Source organism: Clostridium sp. UMB9555A (assembly GCF_030222355.1).
Taxonomy (GTDB): Bacteria; Bacillota; Clostridia; order Clostridiales; family Clostridiaceae; genus Sarcina; species Sarcina perfringens.
Genome location: NZ_JASORQ010000001.1, coordinates 588,063 through 609,311, shown reverse-complemented (window position 1 = coordinate 609,311; position 21,249 = coordinate 588,063). Strand labels below are relative to the sequence as shown.

Below are 21,249 nucleotides of genomic sequence, written 5' to 3'. Positions count from 1 at the left end.
AGAGAATATCTAGATGAGCTTTAGAATTTAAATTATTACGGAGAAGATATTACGTTAAAAAGCTGAGACTGTTCGAAGCGAAGCAAGTTTCGAAGCTTTAGTAATATCTTCGTAGTAATGATTATAAATTCTTAGCGAAATCTAGTAATTCTCGGAATATGTTTGTAAGTCTTATCATTAACTTTTGACACAACCTCATTTAATTATTTTACTGTTCCCCTCTCTACTAAAGAAGGCTCTAAATTTATTATTTTGCTTTTTAAAGATTTATTGTTTATTAAATCCATAAGTAGTTTACAAGAATATTCACCAATTTTATATATTGGTTGAGCTATGGTAGTTAATTCTGGCTCCATATAAGAACAAATGTTTATATTATCATAACCTAATATGCTTATATCTTCAGGTATTTTATATCCGTTTCTTATTAAGTATTTCATACCTCCAATTGCCATAACATCACTACTATAAAAAATTGCATCTACCTTTTTATTATTTTTAATTATTCTCTCTGTGGCATTTATTCCACCTTCCATAGAGAAATCAGATTCTTCTATTATGGTCTCATTAGATATTCCCAAGCTCTTTGCCGTATTTTTGAAACCCTCTAGTCTTAAATTAGCTATTTCTAAATTAGCCTTTCCTGTAACAAAGGCAATATTCTTATTGCCCTTATTAACTAAGTAATTTACTCCTAATTCAACACCTTTCTTGTTATCACAAAATACACCATTAGCATTTTTTTCATCTGAAACCATTCTATCAATCATAACAAAGGGAATCTTATTATTTTTTAGAATTTTAATCCACTCTTTACCATCACCACAAGCTGCTATTATAACACCATCTACTAATTTACTAATTAAAAGTTTTAAGTATTCCTCTTCTTTCTTTTTTTCATTGAGAGTGTTACACAAAATAATACTATAACCATGCTTTTCACTTTCAATTTCTATGGCCTTTGCCATTTCTGAGAAAAAAGGGTTTTGAATATCTGGTATTATCATACCTAAAGTATAACTCTTTTTAGTACTTAGGCTTCTAGCTAAGGAATTTGGTATATAATTCATATCTTTTGCAGCTTTAAATATTTTTTCTCTAGTTTCTTTTGAAACATTTATTTCTTTATTATTTAACACCATAGATACAGTGGTCTTTGATACATTTACTGCTTTAGCTATGTCTAGTAATGTAGTTTTTCCCATTTTACGCAACACCTCTTGTCCGCTTCCTTTTATAACAACAGTAATTATACCATATTATGACTACCTATACCCCTACTATTTAGCATATACAAGCATTATTTAATATTATTAATCAAAACAAATCTAAAATTTTACTAATTATTTAGTATATACCTTAAGGTCTGCTGCTATTTTATCTTTAATGCTTTCACCATTATATATCTTATTAGCTAATTCTACTCCTAATGCTCCAATTAAATCTGGTTGTTGAGCTATTGTAGCTGTCATTTCATTAGCATCTATGGAATCTTTAGCATCATCATTTCCATCGAATCCTATAACTAATGCATTTATTCCACTAGCCTTAATTGCTTTAACTGCCCCTAAAGCCATTTCATCATTGTGAGCAAATACAACTTGTATATTAGGATTAGCTTGGATTATATTTTCCATAACTTGAAGACCTTTTTGTCTATCAAAATCAGCAGCTTGTATTGAAATAAAATTAAATTTATCATTTTTATCCATTATATTATGGAATCCTTCTCCCCTATCTCTAGTAGCTGATGCACCTGGAATACCTTGTATCTCAACTACATTTATTGGTCCTTTTTCATCTTTGAATTTATCTAATACATACTCAGCAGCCATTTCTCCGCCTTTTATATTATCTGAAGCTATATGACTTGTTATTTTTCCACCATTAGCTTGTCTATCTAATGTTATTACTGGAATATTACTCTTGTTAGCTACCTCAACAGTCTTAACTACGGCATCGCTATCTGTTGGATTTATAAGTAAGGCAATAACTCCTAATTGTACTAAATCCTCTACATTTGCTCTTTCTTTAGCTGGATCATTTTGAGAATCTAATACTACTAAATCATATCCTAATTTTTCAGCCTCTTTTTCTGCTCCATCTTTCATATTTACAAAGAATGGGTTATTAAGAGTTGATACAACCATTCCTATTTTAGGCTTATTATCTCTTCCACACCCTATAAATGAAGTCATAAGCATCATGAGCATTAATCCAACTGAAAATATTTTTTTATTTATATGCATAAAACTCACCTCTTAAGCTTCTTAATTTTTTCTGCTCTTTTTATCTAAAAGTACTGCTATTAATATAACTAAACCTTTTACTATTGATTGATAGAATGGTGATACATTCATAAGGTTTAATCCATTATTAAGTACACCTATAATAAGAGCACCTATTAAAGTACCTGTTATTGTTCCTTCTCCCCCTGCTAAAGAAGTTCCTCCTATTACTACAGCAGCGATAGCATCTAATTCAAATCCTGTTCCTGCATTAGGTGAAGCAGATCCTATTCTACTTGTTATTATTACCCCTGCAATAGCTGAGGCAAAACCTGATACTACATAAACTAAAGTTTTTATCTTATCTGTATTTATTCCTGATAATCTTGAAGCATCTTCATTTCCACCTAAAGCATATAAATATCTTCCAAATCTTGTTTGTGATAAAGCATATACTGCTATGATTGCTATTATTATTGTTATTATAACTGGTATTGGCATAAATCCAAGTTTACCATTTCCTATTTTAACAAAAGCTTCAGGTAATTTTGATATTGGAGTACCATCTGTAAATACTAAAGTAGCTCCTCTAAATATTGTCATTGTAGCTAAAGTAACTATGAATGCTTGTAATTTTCCTTTTGATACTAATAAACCATTTATTAATCCAACTGCTATACCAATAACAGCTGCCACTATAATTGCTAAGAATACGTTTCCAGTTGACTTAACAATAGAAGCCCCTACGGCACCACTAATAGCTAAAGTAGATCCAACTGATAAGTCTATTCCACCAGTTAAAATTACGAAAGTCATACCTATTGCTATGATTGCATTAACTGAAACCTGTGTAAATACGTTAGTTATATTAGATACACTTAAAAAGTTTGGAGTAACTATAGTAATAACTATACATAATAATACTAGTCCTATAAGAGATTTATATTTAGATATATTTGCTTTAACATTCGCTTTCATTATGTAATCCTCCCTAATTGTTTATTCCAACGGCTAATTTCATTATACTTTCTTGGTTTGCTTCATCTCTATTTAATTCTCCAGAGATTCTTCCTTCACTCATAACCATAATTCTATCACTAATTCCTAAAACCTCTGGTAAGTCTGAAGAAATCATTATTATGGCTTTTCCACTAGCTTTAAGTTCATTTAAAAGTTCATAAATTTCTTTCTTTGCCCCTACGTCTATTCCTCTAGTTGGCTCGTCAATTATTAATACTTCTGGAGATAGCATAAGCCATTTAGCAAGTATAACCTTCTGTTGATTACCTCCACTTAAATTCTTAATAAATTGTTCCTTATTTGGAGTTTTTATGTTTATCTTCTTAATATAGTACTCTATATCCTTTGCTTCTTCTTTTTTATCAAGATATTTAAACTTATTCTCATATTTCTTTAAGTTACATAAGGTCATATTTTCTCCAACAGACATTCCTAAAATACAGCCTTCTTTTTTTCTATCCTCTGAAAGATAACATATACCATTATTTATGGCATCACTTATGCAATTTATATTAATAGCACTTCCATTTAAAGAAATTTCACCACTTGTTTTTTTATATTCTCCAAATATTGTTTTTGCAAGCTCTGTTCTGCCTGATCCCATAAGACCTGCAATTCCTAATATTTCTCCCTTTCTAAGAGTAAATGAAGCTCCTTTAACACCTTCCTTACAGCTAAGATTTTTAACTTCTAAAGCTAAATCTCCTTTTTTAACATCTCTGTATGGAAATTGATCCTCTATGGTTCTTCCAACCATCATTGCTATAAGCTTATCATTATCTATGTCTTTTATTTCTGCACTTCCTGCATATTTACCATCTCTTAATACTTCTACTCTATGACATATTTTAAATATTTCTTCCATTCTATGTGATATGTATATTATTGCTATTCCCTTTTTTCTTAAATTCTCTATTACTTTAAAAAGGTTTTCAGTCTCTACATCAGTTAAGGCTGTAGTAGGCTCGTCCATAATAATTATTCTAGCATTCTTAGTTAAAGCTTTTGCTATTTCTATCATTTGCTTTTCACCTACATTAAGAGTACTAACTAATCTATTTGGATCTATATTACAACCTATTTGTTCTAAGAACATTTTACTTCTTTCAGCTAATAATTTTTTATTTATTCTTCCTGTAAATTTACTATGTTTTTCATTACCTAAAAAAATATTTTCTGAAACAGTTAAGTTATTTAAAACACTAAGTTCTTGGTGAATTATTGTTATTCCAGCTTCTTCTGCTGATTTAATTCCCTTTACTTCTACTTCCCTTCCTTCAATGAATATCTTACCTTCATCTTTTTTATATACTCCACTTAGTATTTTCATTAAAGTTGATTTTCCTGCTCCATTTTCTCCCATTAAAGCAGTAACTTCTCCACCATAAGCCATTAAGCTAACATTATCTAAAGCTTTGACTCCCGGAAAGGATTTTGATACACCTACCATTTTTAGCATTGGTGTTCTTTCACCCATTTACTACACCTCCCAAAATAATTCCTATTTTGCAAAGAATATTCCACTCAATAAATACTGAGTAGAATATTCATTTTTAAACTTTTTAAAAAACAACCCCTGATTTTAAGATTATATTTGCATATGGAGTTTGTTCTCCAGTTCTAACAACTGCCTTACAATCTTTTAATTCTTTCTTTAATTCCTCATGTGATATAAAAGTTATTTTAGTATCTTTTATCACTTCTTTTATTTCTGTAAATAATTCTGGACTTACCTTTTCTGTTTCCTTAGCAATAAGTACCTCTTCTACTTGTAATTCCTCTAAAATAGCTTTTAAAGTTTCTATAAAGCCAGGTACACCTTTTATTAAAGCTAAGTCTATTCTCTCAGTTTCCTTTGGTATAGGTAATCCGCAATCCCCTATAGCCAACATATCAGTATGTCCCATCTCTGATATGACTGAACTTATATTACTATTTAATAAGCTTGTTTTTCTCATAATTACTCTTCTCCCTTATAAACTTCTAAAACTTCCTTTAAATATGGTATTGATGGTTGAGCTCCTTTTCTTTGTACTGCTATTGATGATACCTTATTTCCAAATCTTATGGAGCTACTTAAAGTCTCTCTTCCTAAATTTTTAGTATCTAACTTTGAACTTAGGCCTCCAATGAAGCTATCTCCAGCTGCTGTAGTATCTATTGCATTAACTCTATAAGCTGGAACTATTTCACAAAAATCTTTTCCTATTAAAGCTGCTCCCTTTTCACCAAGAGTAATAATTACAAACTTAACTCCTTTACCTAAGAATATATCCCCAGCTTTTTTAGCATCTTCTATATCTTTTATTTCAATTCCAGTTAAAAGCTCTGCTTCTGTTTCATTTGGAACTATTATATCTGTGTAATTTAATAATTCATCTTTTATTTTTTTAGCTGGAGCTGGATTTAATATTGTAACTTTTCCATTCTCCTTAGCTATTTTAAATGCTTCTATTGTAATATCCTCTGGTGTTTCAAATTGTGAAATTATAATATCTGATTCTTTTATTAAATTTTCAGCACTATATATTTCCTCTTTTGTTAATGTCATATTTGAACCAGCATTAACAATTATTGAATTATTTCCATTATGATTTACCATTATTAAAGCCATTCCAGTTGGCTCTATTCTATCTTCAAAAACATATTTAACATCTATATTATCTTCTACTAATTTATCTCTTAACTCTCTTCCATTTTCATCTTTTCCTATTTTAGAAATCATAAAAACTTCTGCGCCACTTCTTTTAGCTGCTACTGCTTGATTAGCTCCTTTTCCACCAGCTATTTTTTGAAATGACTTAGAAAGTATAGTTTCTCCTACTTTAGGCATATCTTTAACCTTTAAAACTAAATCCATATTCATACTTCCAAGTACACATATCTTATTCATTAATATCCCTCCCTAGTTAACCGCTTCACTGAACCGATTAACTATATAATAATACTTTTGTAAACGATAATCAAGGCTTTTTTGTAAAAATATAAAAAAAGAGTATAGATTTTAAAATCTATACTCTTAAACTAGCTATTTACTTTTCTACTAATTCGTACATTTCTTTAGCTCTATCAACATACATAATACCCTCTAAGTGATCTATCTCATGTAAGAAACATCTTGCTAAAAGGTCTTGAGCTTCATAAACTTTTAATTCACCCTTTTCATTTAAAGCTTGTATTCTTACTGCTCTTGGTCTTTCAACTAATCCCTCATGCATTACATAGCTTAAACAACCTTCATAGTCTTCATAAGTTTCCTTTGAAACTCCTGTTATTTCTGGATTTATAAGAACATATTCATTCTCACCATCTCCAAAATTTATATAAACAACTCTTTTATTAACTGCTATTTGAGGTGCAGCTAATCCTATTCCTTCTACAGTTGCTAATGTATCTTTTAAATCTTGTATTAATCCTTTAACTTCATTAACATCTTTAACAGGTTCTGAAACTTTTTTTAAAGCTTCGTGTCCTATTTGAACTATTTTCTTAACAGCCATTTAACTTCTCCTTTCAAAATTCCTATAAATATATTAAAACATAAAAATATAAATTTTTCACTAATAAATTATATTCTCTGTAAAATATTATTGACTGTCTTTAAAGCATCTAAGTTAAAACTTATTATACTTTAAAGACAGTCAATACTTATAATATTATCATAATTATTAATAATGATACTAAACTTAAACATCCACTTAGTATGCATATATATGACACAATTTGCTTTACAGACATTCCTCTTTCTTGTAGCCTATAATGTATTTGGCTTCTATCAGCTTCATAAACAGGCTTTCCAGATTGAAATCTTCTAAAAATTACAAAGATATTATCAAAAATAGGAACTCCTAAGGCTAATACTGGTACTAATATAGATAATGCTGTTGCTTGCTTAAAAGCACCTTCTAAGGCTATAATAGCTAAAATAAACCCTAAAAAGTTAGCACCTGAATCACCCATAAATACCCGCGCTGGATGTCTATTATATCTTAAAAAGGCTAATATTGACCCTACTAGAGTTATTGACATATATGCAGAGTTAAATTGTCCTTTTGCAAGAGCAACAACAAACATAGTCATAGCAGATATTATGGAAATGCTTCCTGCTAATCCATCCATTCCATCAGACCAGTTTATTACTGTAGTAACCCCAAAAATCCATGTTATTGTAAGTATATATTGAATCCATCCTGAAAATTGAGTAAACTCTCCAGTAAATGGATTAGTTATACCTCTAAAAACAATCCCAGCTTTAAAAACCATAGTTGCAGCTAAAACTTGAATTATAACCCTTGGATAAATTGGAAACTCTTTGCCCTTTCCCTTATAATAGTCATCAATTACTCCTATTATTATTACCAAAGTAGATGCTATAAATATAATAAAAGTTTGTGATAATTGCCTTGTAGAATCTATTCCAAAAAGGTATGTTGCAAAGAATCCTATATACATAACAACCCCACCTATTAAAGGTGTTAATTTATCATGTTTTTTTCTTCCTGTAGGCTTATCAACAAAACCCTTTTCATTTGCAAATTCAATAAACTTTGGCATTAATAGATATACTATGACAAAAGGAATAAGCATCACAATTAAATACTTAATCATTTTTTCTCCCTCTGTATTAAAAACATTTTTTCTTACATATACTATTCTAGTAGATTAATAAGTCATATTAATGACATTTTAATTAAAATTATTTTATCACTTCTTATTATGTCACTAATTAAGAAATTTAATCATATTTTAATAATTACTCTACTTCATGTTTTAAGCAAACTGAAAATACATGACAAGGCATTTTTCCTTCTTCTTTTCTTTCGTATTTTTTAACCAGTTCTCTCATTTGTCTATTTACTTCTTTAAACTCTTCTTCATTTAAGTATATGTTCTTATAATTGAAACCTATGGAATCTTCTGCATTACCAGTATCTACTTTCTCAGATATTCTTTTCATAGTTTGTTCCTTTGAACTATCATAATATTCACTTAGAATATTTAATATTTGAGATTTGTAAACTTGTTTAGCTTCTTTTTTAATTTGATTTCCCTCTATATTGAAGCTTTCTGCAGTTAGATAATAATATTTTGCTATTATTCCCTTTATTTCTTTTGTTTTTACAAGCTCTAAGATACCTGCTTTTTCTAATTTTTTAATGTGGTAATGAACTTTTGCTGGTACTTCCCCAAAAAAATCAGCAATTTCCTTTACCGTAGCAGATTCTTGATTATTTCTAAGATAAGTTATTATCTTCAGTCTATAAGGATCTGAATATGCTTTTATTTGTTCTAAAGTTGTTAAATTCATAACACTGTTCATTTTAAGCCCCCCTAATATTTCAGTATAATATTTACTTATTATACCATATTTTTAGATATTTTACATATATAAAAATATTATTAAAATTTTTATTATATTAAAATATCTATTTTGCTTAATAAAATTATACATTTTATTTTGAAAATAGTAAAGAAAAAAGGCAAACCTTGATGTTTTATTAACATAAGATTGCCTTTTTTATTAATTTAAATATATTATCCTCTTTGCTCTATCATAGACTTAACTTTCATAAGTCTTGTTAAGGCACTTCTCTCATTTTCATCAAGCTTCATTCTGATGTATCTGATAGTTTCTTTTAATTGAGGAATTGTCATATATTCAAGAGCATTAACTCTTCTTCTTGTCTTCTCTATCTCGTCTGCCATAAGCTGACCAGATTTCTCAACTTCTGCAAGTTCTAATAACTTTGGTAAAATTCCATATAGTTTAGAAATTGCATCATCAAGTTCAGCTGAAGTATTCATAAAGCCATAAGGATAAATACTACCTTCATCACCTTCTAATTTTCTTTTGAAGTTCATTATAGGCACATTTACACTCATTATGTTTTTATTTCCCACTTCAACCTCAATTTCTTCTTTAGGGTATGCTATAGCTTCCTCTAGGAACTCTGAACTCATAACAGCTCTAGCCATAACGAAGTCTTTTAAGGAACTTCCTAGTTCCTTTTCAACTTCATCTCTTAATTGATTATTATATTTGATAAGATTTATGAATTGTCTCATTAACTCATCTTGCTTATCTTTTAATAATTTATGTCCTCTTGTTGCTGTTGCTAGTCTTTTCTTTAGCTTTGAGAGTTCCATTCTAGTAGGATTGACATTTAATCTTTGTGCCATTCTTACTCATCCTCTCCAACAGGCATATACTTTTCAAGATATTCATCTCTAATTCTCTTAAGCTCTGTTCTAGGTAAGATCTTAAGTAATTTCCATCCAAGATTTAGAGTTTCCTCTATTGTTCTGTTAGTTGTAAAACCTTGTGAAACATATTCATTTTCGAAAGCTTCAGCAAATTTAGCGTATGCTTTATCTACATCTGATAATGCTGATTCTCCTAAGATAGCAGCAAGTTCTTTTGCTTGCTTACCTTGAGCATATGCTGAGAATAATTGGTTCATTGTATCAGCATGATCTTCTCTAGTTTTTCCTTTACCAATACCCTTATCTTTAAGTCTTGATAATGATGGTAAAACATCTATTGGAGGCATTATTCCTTTCTTGTAAAGTTCTCTTGAAAGGATTATTTGTCCCTCAGTGATGTATCCAGTTAAGTCTGGAATTGGGTGAGTCTTATCATCTTCAGGCATTGTTAATATTGGAATTTGAGTTATTGAACCTTCTTTTCCAACTAATCTTCCTGCTCTTTCATATAATGTTGAAAGGTCAGTATATAAGTATCCTGGATATCCTCTTCTTCCTGGAACCTCTTTTCTAGCTGCAGAAACTTCTCTTAAAGCTTCACAGTAGTTTGTTATATCTGTCATTATAACAAGAACATGCATTCCTTTTTCATATGCTAAGTACTCAGCAGTAGTTAATGCCATTCTTGGAGTAGCTATTCTCTCGATAGCTGGGTCTGATGCTAAGTTCATAAATAGAACTGATCTATCTATAGCACCAGTTTTTGTGAACTCATCTACGAAGAATTCAGCTTCTTCGAAAGTTATACCTATAGCAGCGAATACAACTGCGAACTTAGAATCTGAGTTTAAAACTTTTGCTTGTCTTGCAATTTGAGCAGCTAACTCTTTGTGTGGAAGACCTGATCCTGAGAAAACAGGAAGTTTTTGTCCTCTAACTAGAGTGTTAAGTCCATCTATTGCAGAAATACCAGTTTGAATAAATTCTGATGGATAGTTTCTAGCAACTGGGTTTATAGCTTCTCCATTTATATCTAATCTCTTCTCTGGTATTATATTTGGACCATTATCTTTTGGTCTTCCCATACCATCGAATACTCTTCCTAACATATCTTCTGAAACACCAATTTCAAGTGGTCTTCCTAAGAATCTTACTTTTGTATTTTTAAGGTTGATTCCTGCTGAACCTTCGAAAAGCTGAACCATAGCTTTATCTCCGTTAACTTCAAGAACTTTACCTCTTCTTAACTCACCAGTTTGCATTTCTATTTCAACTAGTTCATCGTATTTAACACCTTCCACGCCTTCAACAGCCATTAAGGGTCCTACAACTTCTGTAACTGTTCTGTACTCTTTAAGCATTTAGAACACCTCCCTCGCTGATTAACTTGTTCATCTCTGATTTTAATTCAACTAAGATGTCATCCATCTTACTTATTTCTTCTTCTGAAATATATTTACTTCTTGCAATTCTGTCTCTAACAGGAAGTTTTAATACTTTATCTAAATAAACTCCAGCTTCTAAAGCTTTTTCAGCTTCATGTCTGAAACTTAAGATTAAGTTTAACATTTTGTACTGTTTATTTAATGAAGTATATGTGTCATTCTCATGGAATGCGTTTTGTTGTAAATAGTCTTCTCTTATTGATTTAGCAACTTCAAGTTTTAATCTATCACCTTCTGAAAGTGCATCCATACCAACAAGTCTTACTATTTCTTCTAAGTTTGCTTCTTCTTGAAGAAGTGCCATAGCTTCTGTTCTTAATGCTGACCAATCATCTGCTACGTGAGCATCCATCCATTCACCCATTTTTTCTAAGTATAATGAGTATGATGTTAACCAGTTAATTGATGGGAAGTGTCTCTTGTATGCTAATTGAGCATCTAGTCCCCAGAAAACTTTAACTATTCTTAAAGTTGATTGTGTAACTGGCTCAGATATATCTCCTCCTGGAGGGGATACTGCTCCGATAGCTGTAACAGCTCCTTCTCTTCCATCTTTACCTAAAGCTACAACTTTACCAGCTCTTTCATAGTAATCAGCAAGTCTTGATCCTAAGTATGCTGGGTAACCTTCGTCTCCAGGCATTTCTTCAAGTCTTCCTGACATTTCTCTTAAAGCCTCTGCCCAACGTGAAGTTGAGTCAGCCATGATTGATACTGAGTATCCCATATCTCTGAAATACTCTGCTATTGTTATACCAGTATATATTGATGCTTCTCTGGCAGCAACTGGCATGTTAGATGTATTAGCTATAAGAACTGTTCTCTTCATTAAGCTTTCCCCAGTTTTAGGGTCTTTAAGTTCTGGGAATTCGTTAAGAACGTCTGTCATTTCGTTACCACGTTCTCCACATCCAACGTAAACAACTATCTCAGTATCTCCCCATTTAGCAACTTGGTGCTGAACTACTGTTTTACCAGCTCCGAAAGGTCCTGGAACGGCAGCAGCTCCACCTTTAGCTACTGGGAAGAAAGTATCTATAACTCTTTGTCCTGTAGTCATTGGTTCAACTGGATTTAATTTTCTTGCATATGGTCTACCTTTTCTTACAGGCCATTTTTGCATTAATGTTAAGTTCTTATCACCTTTTTCAGTTTCTACTACAGCGATAACTTCTTCTACATTGAAATCTCCAGCTTTGATTTCTTTTATTGTACCTTCAACGCCGAAAGGAACCATTATTCTATGAAGAACAACGGCAGTCTCTTGAACTGTTCCTATTACGTCTCCAGCTGAAACCTTATCTCCAACCTTAGCAGTCGGCATAAAAGGCCATTTTTTCTCTCTATTTAAAGATTTAACTTCTACTCCTTTACTTAAGAAAGCAGAATTAGCTGCTTTCATGAAAGCGTCTAGAGGTCTTTGTATTCCATCGAACATTGACTCTATAAGTCCTGGTCCTAACTCTACTGAAAGTGGTTCTCCAGTAGTTATAACTGGGTCCCCAGGTCCAATACCTGATGTTTCTTCATATACCTGGATTGAAGCCTTATCTCCTCTCATTTCAATGATCTCTCCGATAAGACCTTTTTCTCCAACTTTTACAACGTCATATACATTAGCTTCATCCATACCTTCAGCAACTACTAAAGGACCTGAAACCTTGATAATTTTCCCCGTTTTCAAGTTATCTACCTACTTTCTATAAAATGTTAACGCCAACTGCTTTTTCAACGTTATCTGATATTCTTTGTTTTCCTATATTTAGAGTTCCTTGATTGCTTGGAATTAATATTACAGCAGGAAGTACTTGTCTTGTATATCTCTCGATAGTTTCTTCTATATTCTTAGCTACGTGCTCTGTAACAAAGATTACTGCATAACCTGTCATTGCAAGCTTATCAATTGTTTTTCTAGCTTCTTCATCTTCAACTACAGGGAACACATCTATTCCAAGAGCTTTGAAAGCTAAAACTGAATCTTTATCACCTACAACTCCTATTTTCTTATACATATCCATCACGCAGCCTTTCTCTTATTACTTCCTTAGTAATATTGTTTAATTTACCAACCATGATAGTTCTTATTTGCTTTATTTCATTCTCTTTAACATACATATATGTTAAAACTGGCTCTAAACCTTTAGTTACTATTTTAGCTTCCTTCATTATACTCATTATGTGATTATCAATAAGCTTTTCAAATTCACTAACTGATGAAGTCTCTATGTAACTAGCTATACCTTCTCTTAGTACTTGTGAATATTCTTTACTACTTAAGTTGTTTGGAATATTTTCGATTGTATCTAAGTATAAACTTCTAAACTTACTTGCATCTATACTACCGCCTGGTACTATAGCATCTAAAAAGAAGTTAACATTTTTATCTTGCTTTTTAGCTCTTAATAATGTTTTAACATTATTTAAATCTATAAGATTAGTAAGATATCTATCTAAAGCCTTATCTTTTATATTTTTCTTATTTGCAATTTCATGAATATGAGCATATAAGTATTGATCTGCGATTAAATCTATGAATTGAGGATCATTAGTTTCCTCAAACTTTTCAAATATTTTTCTTAAGCACTCTTCCATTTTCTTAGGAAGTCTACCAAAATCTTCTCCATTTATTGCAGATTTTAAATCATTTACTCCTACCATACCAACTGGTATTAGCATTTGGGAAAAATCTTTATCTAAGATTTTCCCCTTAACTAACACTTTTATGTTATGATAGTCATATTTTAAAGCCATAACATCTATGATTTCTTTTAAAGGACTAGCTTCATACATAGTTTTATATAATCTAACTAACTCATTTGATAAAAGAATTTCATAATCATCTGGTCTTCTTACTTCATTCATAAATGCTGCATACTCTGTTTCTTGTAGAACTTTTAATGCACCTTCTGAAGTGTTTGCATCTATCATTCTTTCTATTTGAGCTTTATCAAGGAGTTTCTTTTCGTATACTCTGATTCTAGGAATTAATTGCAAAAATTGCATTGAATCCATTCTTCATCCTCCTTAATCAAATAATACTTTGTTCACCTCAAACTCTAACTCTCCTCTTAAAGAGTTAATTAAAGCTTCAAAGGTATTATTTATTTGTATTCCATTTCTATCTAATATGAAGCCACCATTAAATTTGCCTTCCATATTTAATGTAATACTTCCTTTTTTTCCTTTAGATTCAAGTTCTTTATTTAATGCTTCCAAGAACTCATTGCTAAATATATCTTTATCTTTTTCATTGATTATAATAACTTCTGTTCCTTCTAACTCTAAAGAATCTAAAGTTGAAATAACATAATATTTATAATCTCCATTAGAAAGATTTTGTAATTTTTCTATAGCTTCGTTAAATACTTTTGATATAACGTCTTGCTTAGCTCTTAACATATCATTTCTTACTGATAATTTAGCATTTGAAATTATTCTTGCTTTTTTAACTTCTGCTTCTATATTAGCTTTAGTTATTATTTCTTCTTTATCCGCTTCTGCTCTATTAGTTTTCTTAGATATTATTTTATCTTTTTGTGCTTCAGCGTCAGCTAATATATACTTTTTCTTTTCTTCAGCATCATTTAGAATCTTGGAAGTTAAATTATTTAAATTTGACATTCCCTTCACTTCTCCAATCTTTGCTTACTATTTTATTACGCTTGCACCATTTACTAATAAGAATGATATAACGAATCCTAATAATGCATATGTTTCAACCATTGCTGCGAATATGATACCTTTAGTATTGTGCTCTGGTCTTTTAGCTAAGATTTGGATACCAGCTGCAGCTGCTTTACCTTGAGATATACCTGACCATAATCCAGCGATAGCTATTGGTAAACAAGCAAATAATAAGTATAATCCTTTAGCTAATGATGCATCACCATTACTGATTTGGTTAAATACTAAGAAACCTATAACGAATCCATAAAGACCTTGTGTACCTGGTAATAATTCAAGAACTAATGCTTTACCAAACTTTTCTGGTTCTTCAGTAACTAATCCCGCTGCTGCTTCCCCAACTATACCAACACCTTTAGCTGATCCTATACCTGACATACCTACAGCTAAAGCTATACCTAAAGCTCCAAATATTAATCCTCCGTAATTTGCCATAAAATATGAAATCCAGTTTTCCATAATTTAATTCCTCCTGAAAATATAATGTTATTTTAATTTAATTTTAACTATAATTTATTTATTTCTTTTTATTGTTATGAATTTATTTATTGTTCTAAATGGTGTGAATGCTTTTCCGCCACCTTCATAGAATTTTGAGAAGTACTCAACGTACTGTAATCTCGCTGTATGAACATATGCTCCAAGTAATGATAAAAGCATGTTAAATGTATGAGCTGCTATAAAGAATAGAGGTCCTACAATTATAACTGCTATTCCTGGGAACATACCTATTATTAGGTTAAGTGCAGCTGCTATTGATCCACCTGCAATACCTAAAGCCATAAGTCTTGTATATGATACTAAGTCTCCTACGTATCCTGTTATACCGTATAAGGCATATAAACCTTGACCTATTTGAGCACCTTTTGTTTCTTCATCTCTACCTTGTGTTAAGATTATTAATATTGAACCTACTATTGATAATACTTTACCTACTAAGCTTATAGGACCATCAAAGAATATCATTGGAAGACCTATTAAAAGCATAATCCATGATCCTACATCAAATAAAGCATATAAATATTGCTTATCTCTGATTAACATATACGCTTTTATAAATAATCCAAAGAATATTTGAATAACCCCAAATCCAACTGATAACATAAGTAACAAGTTGGTATCTTTACTTGGATTTATAAGCCCTATAGATTTCAATTCAAATCCAAAGGCAGTACCAAATATTGCACCTGCAATAGTTGTAGCTATACTTAAATACATAAAGAATTTAGCAAACTTTTCTTGTGCCTCATCTAAATTAAGTAATTTCATAGCTAATAGTGATCCTATAAATAATACTAGTCCGTATCCTAAATCTGCAACCATCATGCCGAAGAATACTAGGTAGAAAGGTGTTAAAAGTGGTGTAGGGTCTATTTCATCATATCTTGGTAAGCTATACATTTCTGTTATTGAATCGAAAGCTGCTGCTGGTCCCTTATTGTGTAATTTAACTGGAACTTCTGCAACCTCTTCTTCCTTAACTTCTTCAAACTCAAGATAATACATATCTCCTACTGAACTTTGAATGATTCCTTCTAAAGAAGAATTATCATTTTTAGGAACCCAACCTTGAATAACAACTACTCTATCTGTTTTTAAGAAGTTTTCACTTGCTTCTTTTCTAAGAAGTATGTTGCTGTAATATTCATAAGCTAGTTCTAAAGTTCTCTTTTCTTCTCTGTAATTTGAAAGTACTCCTTTTAAGTCTGATTTTTGAGCTTCGATTTCTTGTATCTTTAATTTAAACTCTTCAACAAGAACTGAAGCTTTTTCTTTGTACTTAGTTTGGAACGCTGAAAAACCAAAGTTCTTTAAAACTTCGTCCATTTCTTCAGCTCTTTCTTTCATTGTCATTACAAAGACATATGAATCTTGGTCAGTGTTAGAAATAACTTCTATATAACTTTCCTTGAATTCGCTTTCAATTTCATTCTTCATGTTTTCAAGATTTTGACTTGAAATCACACCTAAGAACGCAACTACTTTTTCAAAATTATTTAATTCACCTAGTGGAGCATCGAAACTTTGCCATGGCTCTAAGATTTCTATTTCACCTAAAAGTTTTGTCTTTTCGTTTTCTAGAGTAGCAAGCTCTCTCTCCATTTTCTTAACCTCTGAATAAACGACTTCCCAGTTGCTATTTTCAACCTTTACTTCTAGCTCATCCAAAGTTAAGCTTTCTTTACCAGCTTTTAAAGCCTTAAGTCCTCCAACTTCAGCAACAAACTCTTTTAAGAAGTCTAAAGCTGATCTTGTTTTTGAAACATTTTCTTCTATAAGAGTTGTTTCAGCATCTAAATCATCTTTGCTAAGAGATTCAAAGACTTCATTGCCTTCCACTTTTTCTTCATCTTGTAAGTTTATGAACTCAACTTCTGAAGAACTTTGAATTTTTTTAAGAAGCTTTTCTTTCTCTGATTCAAAGGCAAGTAAGGTGAATTTATTCATCTTAACTATTGCCATTAGTTTTCACAATCCTCTCAATAACTAAATTTACTGCTGAATCAATCTTAGAACCTTTAAGACTTGATACCTCAGCACATTGTTTTTCACCTTCTGAAAGTATGACCTCAGCCTCTTTTCTTCCGGCTTCCTCTGCATTGCTAACAATTCCTCTTGCAACATTTTTAGCTTCTTCTATTATTGAGTTATATCTTTCATCAGCTTCTATTGTTGCATCAGAAATTATTTTTTTGCTTTGCTCATGAGCTTTTTTAATCATTTCATCAGCTTGCAATTCAACTTTTTTAATTTCTTTTATTGCTTCTATTGCCAAAGTTTCACCACCTTTATATAAGGAATTTTTATAAAATATATATTAATACTTTATATAGTATTAATTAACCCTTAATATTAATTATACATGAAAATTAACTTAATTCAACATAATTTTATGATTGTATACATTTTCAAAGGTTTTTTTGCAAAAATCCACATTACATTTTTTTGAATAAAAGATTAAAATTATTAACATTTACAAAAAAGTCGTATTAATATCTTTTCATATTGTATATTAATACGACTAATATACTAATATTTTTTAATTTTCCATTTATTTCTTTTCCACTTCTACATATGAATCATAGTCAAAATTCATTTCATCAAATATAAGATATTTTGGTTCAAAGTTAATTTTCCCATTTTTAATGTAATTAATTATATCTAATTCAAATTTTTCTATATGAGCTTTTTTAAATGGCATTTGTCTATCAAAACTATCTTTTATATTTTGTTCATCATCTTTAGTAATTGTTCTAACTAAAAAGTCTGGTAACCATCTCTTTTTATTAAAGCATAAATAATCAAATTTTAAAACTTCCTTAAATAGACCTTCATCCTCTCCTCCTATCTTCTCAAGATAAAAATCTAATAATATCTTATAATATTCAACATTTCCTATACTTCTCTTGAAATTACCCTTCTCTTCAAAGAACATAGCTAAGTCATAATAAAAATCAAAAGGTTTCTCATATATATTTAAGAAGAATTTAATTACATTGTTAAACTTACATGAATTATAATATTTATCAACCATGGCTTCTACTTTTTTTAACAATAAAAGCTCTTCATAACTTATATCTTTACTTCTGATTATTTCATATGGAGCATAAGGTGAATAAACTATTCCCCATTTTTCAGCTTCCTCTCTCATTGAAGATCCCTTTAATAATTTTAGGAAACCTAATTGAATTTCATCTGGTCTTATGGCATGAACATCATTAAAAGATTTTTTAAATGACTCTAAATCTTCTCCTGGTAGTCCTGCAATTAAATCTAAATGTTGCATTACATTTTTTCCTGATGCAACTTTTAATACTTTCTCTTTTATATTTTCATATGTAATATATCTATTTATATTATGTAGGACTTCATTATTTGTAGTTTGAACTCCAACCTCTAATTGGAATCTTCCCTTTGGAGCATTATTTAATATTTCTATTTGCTCCTCTGTTAAAAGGTCTGCTGCAACCTCAAAATGGAATCTTGTCTCTGTATCCTGTTCGCTTAAATATTTAAGAAGCTCCACTGTATATTCTCTATTACAGTTAAAAGTTCTATCAACAAACTTAACTAATTTTAATCCTCTTTCCATGAAGTATTTTAGTTCTTTCTTTACTCTTTCTACATCTAAGAACCTAACTCCATGCATTACAGATGAAAGACAATATTTACATTTAAAAGGACATCCCCTTGAAGCTTCATAGTAAACAATCTTATTGTTTATATCTTCTTCATAAGTATAAGGGAATACTAATTCATTCATATCCATTTCAGGCCTTTTAGGATTTTCAAAGACTTTCCCATCCCTCTTATAATTTAATCCTTTTATATCTTCTATTTTTCCTTCTCCAAGCTTATAAAGAACAAACTCTCTAAAAGTTTTTTCTCCTTCTCCTACTATTACATATTCACCTGGATGATTTTCTAAAAATTCTTTTCCTTCATAAGAAACTTCTGGTCCACCATAAAGTATTTCTATATTAGGATCAACAAGTTTTATAAGTTCAGCTAGTCTATTTACAAATTCCATATTCCATATGTAACAGGAGAAAGCCACTACATCTGGTTTCTCCTCAATAATACCTTCTAAAATATTCTCAACTCTATCATTTATTGAAAATTCTTTTATATCACCTTGGAAATCTAAATCCTTTGTAAATGCCTTCAGGTACCTCACTGCTAGGTTGCTGTGAATGTACTTTGAGTTTATTGCTGTTAGCAGTATTTTCATTCTTTATACTTCCTCTCTTTATTCCTTTGATAAATATTATTTTATCACAAACTTTAGTTTCCTCTATTTCAAAATATTTTTCAAGTATTTTTTTTGAGCTATCTATTGTAAACTCATTAGAAATACTATTGTCTATAAATTCAAACTCTTTTTCTTTATTTCCCGTCATTAAAACTTTAACCTTATCATTTACAGTTTCTTTTTTTTGCTTTTCTCTATCCCATATATATAAGTTTCCTCCAAATCTTACATTACTCCATATGTTTTTTATAACATCTTCAACCTCATTCTTATGCAATTGACTTAAGGAAAAGAAAAGCACACCATTATCATATTGATTTCTATATTCTCCATTAAAACTTTCAACATAATAATCTACACTTATTTCACTTTCTGTTTGCTTTAAAATATTATAAATAATTCCATAGTTATTTATACCAACATCTAAAGTGTTACCTTTAAAATTTATGTTACTCATATCAAGTATAACTTCTCTCATCATAATACCACTCCCAATTTATTCCATATTAATTTCTATTATACATTTAAAGAGTAATTCTTTCTATGCTTATTAGAAAAAATTACTCTTATAATTTTATTTTTTATAATTATTTTTTTATATTTAAAAATTCAAAGCAACTACTTAATTTATTTTTTCTTTAAAGATAGTAGGAACTTAATACCTAAAACTCCAATGAATATAAAGTTTATTCCTAATATAATAAAGTAACTATAAATAGGTGTGTTATTTATAGTGTTACTTTTTTCTAGTCTAAAAAGTACACCCTTATTCCCATCTAATATATAAAGATTGTCCCCTATTATCTTCATATCATTTATATATGAATTTTTATCTAAATATATTAATTCTTTAACCTCTCCCTCTTTTAACAATTTTGAAAGAGTATTATTTTTATTGTTAAAGAATAAAAATGAATTCTCATCTTCTAAAATTGTTCCTTTTCTATCTATTAATAATGTATTTATATTTCTAGTGCCTTCACTTTGGTATAGTGGCTTTGGCATTACATAGCTTTTATGTTCATCTGTTATAAAATTAATTATAGGTTTTCCTTCTTCTCTAAATCTTGGAGAATTAACTGGATCTCCTCCACTATAATCTGGCCAACCATACCAAGTTCCCTTTCCTTCTATTTTATATATATAATCTGAATCTCCACTTAAAGGTCTATACCCCTCATCTTCCATTCCTCCAACAATTGCAAAAATTTCTCCTGAACTATTTAAATCAAAGCCTTTAACATTTCTTATTCCATAAGAATATAATTGCTTTTTCTTGCTCTCTATATTAAATTCTATAATAGCTCCATTTCCTAATATATTTCCTTTTATTTTTTCTCCCTTTACTGTCTTAGTATTATAGGGCACAAAAGCTCCTTTTTTATTTTCATCATAATTTCTTCCACTTAAAACAATATCTACTGGAGGAATATCAGGATTTTCTCCCTCTTCATCTACTATTCCAGAATTTGTAGAAGTTCCTATGGTTAAATAAAGCTTTCCATCATTTATTAAAATCCTAGTATCCTCTTTATTTATACCCTTATTAGGAATATCCTCAATTAAAACTTCTCTTTCTGAACTTTTTATATTATAAGATACTAACTTTTCATCTAAAGTATAATATAAAAATTCATTATAATATTCTAAATCATATATATTTCCCTCTTCTTTTAATTCTAAAAACACATTATTATTTCTATCTATTTTCAAAATCTTATTTTCTAATGCTATATAAATATTCTCTTCATCATTACATAAGGCTCTTGCTCCCTTTAATCCCTTTAGTATTAACTCTTCACTAAAACTTTCACTTTCTAAATATTTACCATCTTTATTAGTAAAAAAACATATTATACTTCCTAGTAATGCACTAATTAAAATTAAACTTATAAACTTTATAACATTCTTCATA

At 30.0% G+C, this 21,249-nt stretch carries 21 protein-coding genes; all 21 read right to left on the bottom strand.

What is annotated here, in order from left to right; all coding sequences use genetic code 11:
* Window positions 1–203: 203 nt before the first annotated feature.
* The 21 genes from QP548_RS02845 to QP548_RS02745 all read right to left on the bottom strand — a co-directional run bounded on the left by QP548_RS02845 (window position 204) and on the right by QP548_RS02745 (window position 21,248).
* A complete protein-coding gene (locus QP548_RS02845; RefSeq protein ID WP_061428743.1) occupies window positions 204–1,205 on the bottom strand; it encodes a LacI family DNA-binding transcriptional regulator in 1,002 nt (333 codons plus the stop codon).
* Between the two features lie 138 nt (window positions 1,206–1,343).
* Complete coding sequence (rbsB, locus tag QP548_RS02840; RefSeq protein ID WP_061428744.1) at window positions 1,344–2,249, bottom strand: ribose ABC transporter substrate-binding protein RbsB; 906 nt, start codon at window positions 2,247–2,249, stop codon at window positions 1,344–1,346.
* Window positions 2,250–2,270: 21 nt separating this feature from the next.
* Window positions 2,271–3,206: an ABC transporter permease gene (locus QP548_RS02835; protein WP_003456058.1), complete on the bottom strand. Its 936-nt coding sequence runs from the start codon at window positions 3,204–3,206 to the stop codon at window positions 2,271–2,273.
* Between the two features lie 13 nt (window positions 3,207–3,219).
* A complete protein-coding gene (locus tag QP548_RS02830; RefSeq protein ID WP_061428745.1) occupies window positions 3,220–4,725 on the bottom strand; it encodes a sugar ABC transporter ATP-binding protein in 1,506 nt (501 codons plus the stop codon).
* 85 nt (window positions 4,726–4,810) lie between these two features.
* A complete protein-coding gene (gene rbsD / locus QP548_RS02825; protein WP_061428746.1) occupies window positions 4,811–5,206 on the bottom strand; it encodes a D-ribose pyranase in 396 nt (131 codons plus the stop codon).
* Window positions 5,207–5,208: 2 nt separating this feature from the next.
* Window positions 5,209–6,141, bottom strand: a complete 933-nt coding sequence (gene rbsK / locus QP548_RS02820; protein WP_061428747.1) for a ribokinase — start codon at window positions 6,139–6,141, stop codon at window positions 5,209–5,211.
* 139 nt (window positions 6,142–6,280) lie between these two features.
* The gene (gene def, locus QP548_RS02815) at window positions 6,281–6,748 is read right to left on the bottom strand and encodes a peptide deformylase (RefSeq protein WP_061428748.1); all 468 of its coding nucleotides are present in this window, start codon (window positions 6,746–6,748) and stop codon (window positions 6,281–6,283) included.
* Window positions 6,749–6,896: 148 nt separating this feature from the next.
* Window positions 6,897–7,856 (bottom strand): MraY family glycosyltransferase, encoded by a 960-nt coding sequence (locus QP548_RS02810; RefSeq protein ID WP_081109958.1) that lies wholly within the window; start codon window positions 7,854–7,856, stop codon window positions 6,897–6,899.
* A 145-nt stretch (window positions 7,857–8,001) separates the two neighbouring features.
* On the bottom strand, window positions 8,002–8,568 hold the full coding sequence (locus QP548_RS02805; RefSeq protein WP_003456056.1) for a helix-turn-helix domain-containing protein: 567 nt from the start codon (window positions 8,566–8,568) through the stop codon (window positions 8,002–8,004).
* A 215-nt stretch (window positions 8,569–8,783) separates the two neighbouring features.
* Entirely contained in the window at window positions 8,784–9,428 is a 645-nt protein-coding gene (locus QP548_RS02800; protein ID WP_003449608.1) for a V-type ATP synthase subunit D, read from the bottom strand.
* Between the two features lie 2 nt (window positions 9,429–9,430).
* Window positions 9,431–10,813 (bottom strand): V-type ATP synthase subunit B, encoded by a 1,383-nt coding sequence (locus QP548_RS02795; RefSeq protein WP_003449785.1) that lies wholly within the window; start codon window positions 10,811–10,813, stop codon window positions 9,431–9,433.
* Window positions 10,806–12,581, bottom strand: coding sequence for a V-type ATP synthase subunit A (locus QP548_RS02790; RefSeq protein ID WP_061428749.1), 1,776 nt, complete (start codon window positions 12,579–12,581; stop codon window positions 10,806–10,808). The genes QP548_RS02795 and QP548_RS02790 overlap by 8 nt, the downstream gene beginning before the upstream one ends.
* A gap of 16 nt (window positions 12,582–12,597) precedes the next feature.
* Window positions 12,598–12,915: a V-type ATP synthase subunit F gene (locus QP548_RS02785; RefSeq protein WP_003449642.1), complete on the bottom strand. Its 318-nt coding sequence runs from the start codon at window positions 12,913–12,915 to the stop codon at window positions 12,598–12,600.
* Entirely contained in the window at window positions 12,902–13,909 is a 1,008-nt protein-coding gene (locus QP548_RS02780) for a V-type ATP synthase subunit C (RefSeq protein ID WP_003471636.1), read from the bottom strand. Before QP548_RS02780 ends, QP548_RS02785 begins: the two co-directional genes overlap by 14 nt.
* 12 nt (window positions 13,910–13,921) lie before the next feature.
* A complete protein-coding gene (locus QP548_RS02775) occupies window positions 13,922–14,518 on the bottom strand; it encodes a V-type ATP synthase subunit E (protein WP_003449544.1) in 597 nt (198 codons plus the stop codon).
* Window positions 14,519–14,545: 27 nt separating this feature from the next.
* Window positions 14,546–15,040, bottom strand: a complete 495-nt coding sequence (locus QP548_RS02770; protein WP_011592554.1) for a V-type ATP synthase subunit K — start codon at window positions 15,038–15,040, stop codon at window positions 14,546–14,548.
* A gap of 54 nt (window positions 15,041–15,094) precedes the next feature.
* Window positions 15,095–17,044, bottom strand: a complete 1,950-nt coding sequence (locus QP548_RS02765; RefSeq protein WP_061428750.1) for a V-type ATP synthase subunit I — start codon at window positions 17,042–17,044, stop codon at window positions 15,095–15,097.
* Complete coding sequence (locus QP548_RS02760) at window positions 17,031–17,357, bottom strand: V-type ATP synthase subunit H (RefSeq protein WP_003449527.1); 327 nt, start codon at window positions 17,355–17,357, stop codon at window positions 17,031–17,033. The genes QP548_RS02765 and QP548_RS02760 overlap by 14 nt, the downstream gene beginning before the upstream one ends.
* A gap of 276 nt (window positions 17,358–17,633) precedes the next feature.
* Complete coding sequence (locus tag QP548_RS02755) at window positions 17,634–19,313, bottom strand: B12-binding domain-containing radical SAM protein (RefSeq protein WP_061428751.1); 1,680 nt, start codon at window positions 19,311–19,313, stop codon at window positions 17,634–17,636.
* The gene (locus QP548_RS02750; protein WP_061428752.1) at window positions 19,213–19,815 is read right to left on the bottom strand and encodes a hypothetical protein; all 603 of its coding nucleotides are present in this window, start codon (window positions 19,813–19,815) and stop codon (window positions 19,213–19,215) included. Before QP548_RS02750 ends, QP548_RS02755 begins: the two co-directional genes overlap by 101 nt.
* A gap of 146 nt (window positions 19,816–19,961) precedes the next feature.
* Window positions 19,962–21,248, bottom strand: coding sequence for a PQQ-dependent sugar dehydrogenase (locus QP548_RS02745; protein WP_061428753.1), 1,287 nt, complete (start codon window positions 21,246–21,248; stop codon window positions 19,962–19,964).
* Window position 21,249: the final 1 nt, after the last annotated feature.

Excerpts from the sequence above, each read along its gene's own strand:
- QP548_RS02845 (WP_061428743.1), bottom strand. The coding sequence starts at position 1,205 with ATGGGAAAAACTACATTACTAGACATAGCTAAAGCAGTAAATGTATCA.
- rbsB (WP_061428744.1), bottom strand. The coding sequence starts at position 2,249 with ATGCATATAAATAAAAAAATATTTTCAGTTGGATTAATGCTCATGATG.
- QP548_RS02835 (WP_003456058.1), bottom strand. The coding sequence starts at position 3,206 with ATGAAAGCGAATGTTAAAGCAAATATATCTAAATATAAATCTCTTATA.
- QP548_RS02830 (WP_061428745.1), bottom strand. The coding sequence starts at position 4,725 with ATGGGTGAAAGAACACCAATGCTAAAAATGGTAGGTGTATCAAAATCC.
- rbsD (WP_061428746.1), bottom strand. The coding sequence starts at position 5,206 with ATGAGAAAAACAAGCTTATTAAATAGTAATATAAGTTCAGTCATATCA.
- rbsK (WP_061428747.1), bottom strand. The coding sequence starts at position 6,141 with ATGAATAAGATATGTGTACTTGGAAGTATGAATATGGATTTAGTTTTA.
- def (WP_061428748.1), bottom strand. The coding sequence starts at position 6,748 with ATGGCTGTTAAGAAAATAGTTCAAATAGGACACGAAGCTTTAAAAAAA.
- QP548_RS02810 (WP_081109958.1), bottom strand. The coding sequence starts at position 7,856 with ATGATTAAGTATTTAATTGTGATGCTTATTCCTTTTGTCATAGTATAT.
- QP548_RS02805 (WP_003456056.1), bottom strand. The coding sequence starts at position 8,568 with ATGAACAGTGTTATGAATTTAACAACTTTAGAACAAATAAAAGCATAT.
- QP548_RS02800 (WP_003449608.1), bottom strand. The coding sequence starts at position 9,428 with ATGGCACAAAGATTAAATGTCAATCCTACTAGAATGGAACTCTCAAAG.
- QP548_RS02795 (WP_003449785.1), bottom strand. The coding sequence starts at position 10,813 with ATGCTTAAAGAGTACAGAACAGTTACAGAAGTTGTAGGACCCTTAATG.
- QP548_RS02785 (WP_003449642.1), bottom strand. The coding sequence starts at position 12,915 with ATGGATATGTATAAGAAAATAGGAGTTGTAGGTGATAAAGATTCAGTT.
- QP548_RS02780 (WP_003471636.1), bottom strand. The coding sequence starts at position 13,909 with ATGGATTCAATGCAATTTTTGCAATTAATTCCTAGAATCAGAGTATAC.
- QP548_RS02775 (WP_003449544.1), bottom strand. The coding sequence starts at position 14,518 with ATGTCAAATTTAAATAATTTAACTTCCAAGATTCTAAATGATGCTGAA.
- QP548_RS02770 (WP_011592554.1), bottom strand. The coding sequence starts at position 15,040 with ATGGAAAACTGGATTTCATATTTTATGGCAAATTACGGAGGATTAATA.
- QP548_RS02765 (WP_061428750.1), bottom strand. The coding sequence starts at position 17,044 with ATGGCAATAGTTAAGATGAATAAATTCACCTTACTTGCCTTTGAATCA.
- QP548_RS02755 (WP_061428751.1), bottom strand. The coding sequence starts at position 19,313 with ATGAAAATACTGCTAACAGCAATAAACTCAAAGTACATTCACAGCAAC.
- QP548_RS02750 (WP_061428752.1), bottom strand. The coding sequence starts at position 19,815 with ATGATGAGAGAAGTTATACTTGATATGAGTAACATAAATTTTAAAGGT.
- QP548_RS02745 (WP_061428753.1), bottom strand. The coding sequence starts at position 21,248 with ATGAAGAATGTTATAAAGTTTATAAGTTTAATTTTAATTAGTGCATTA.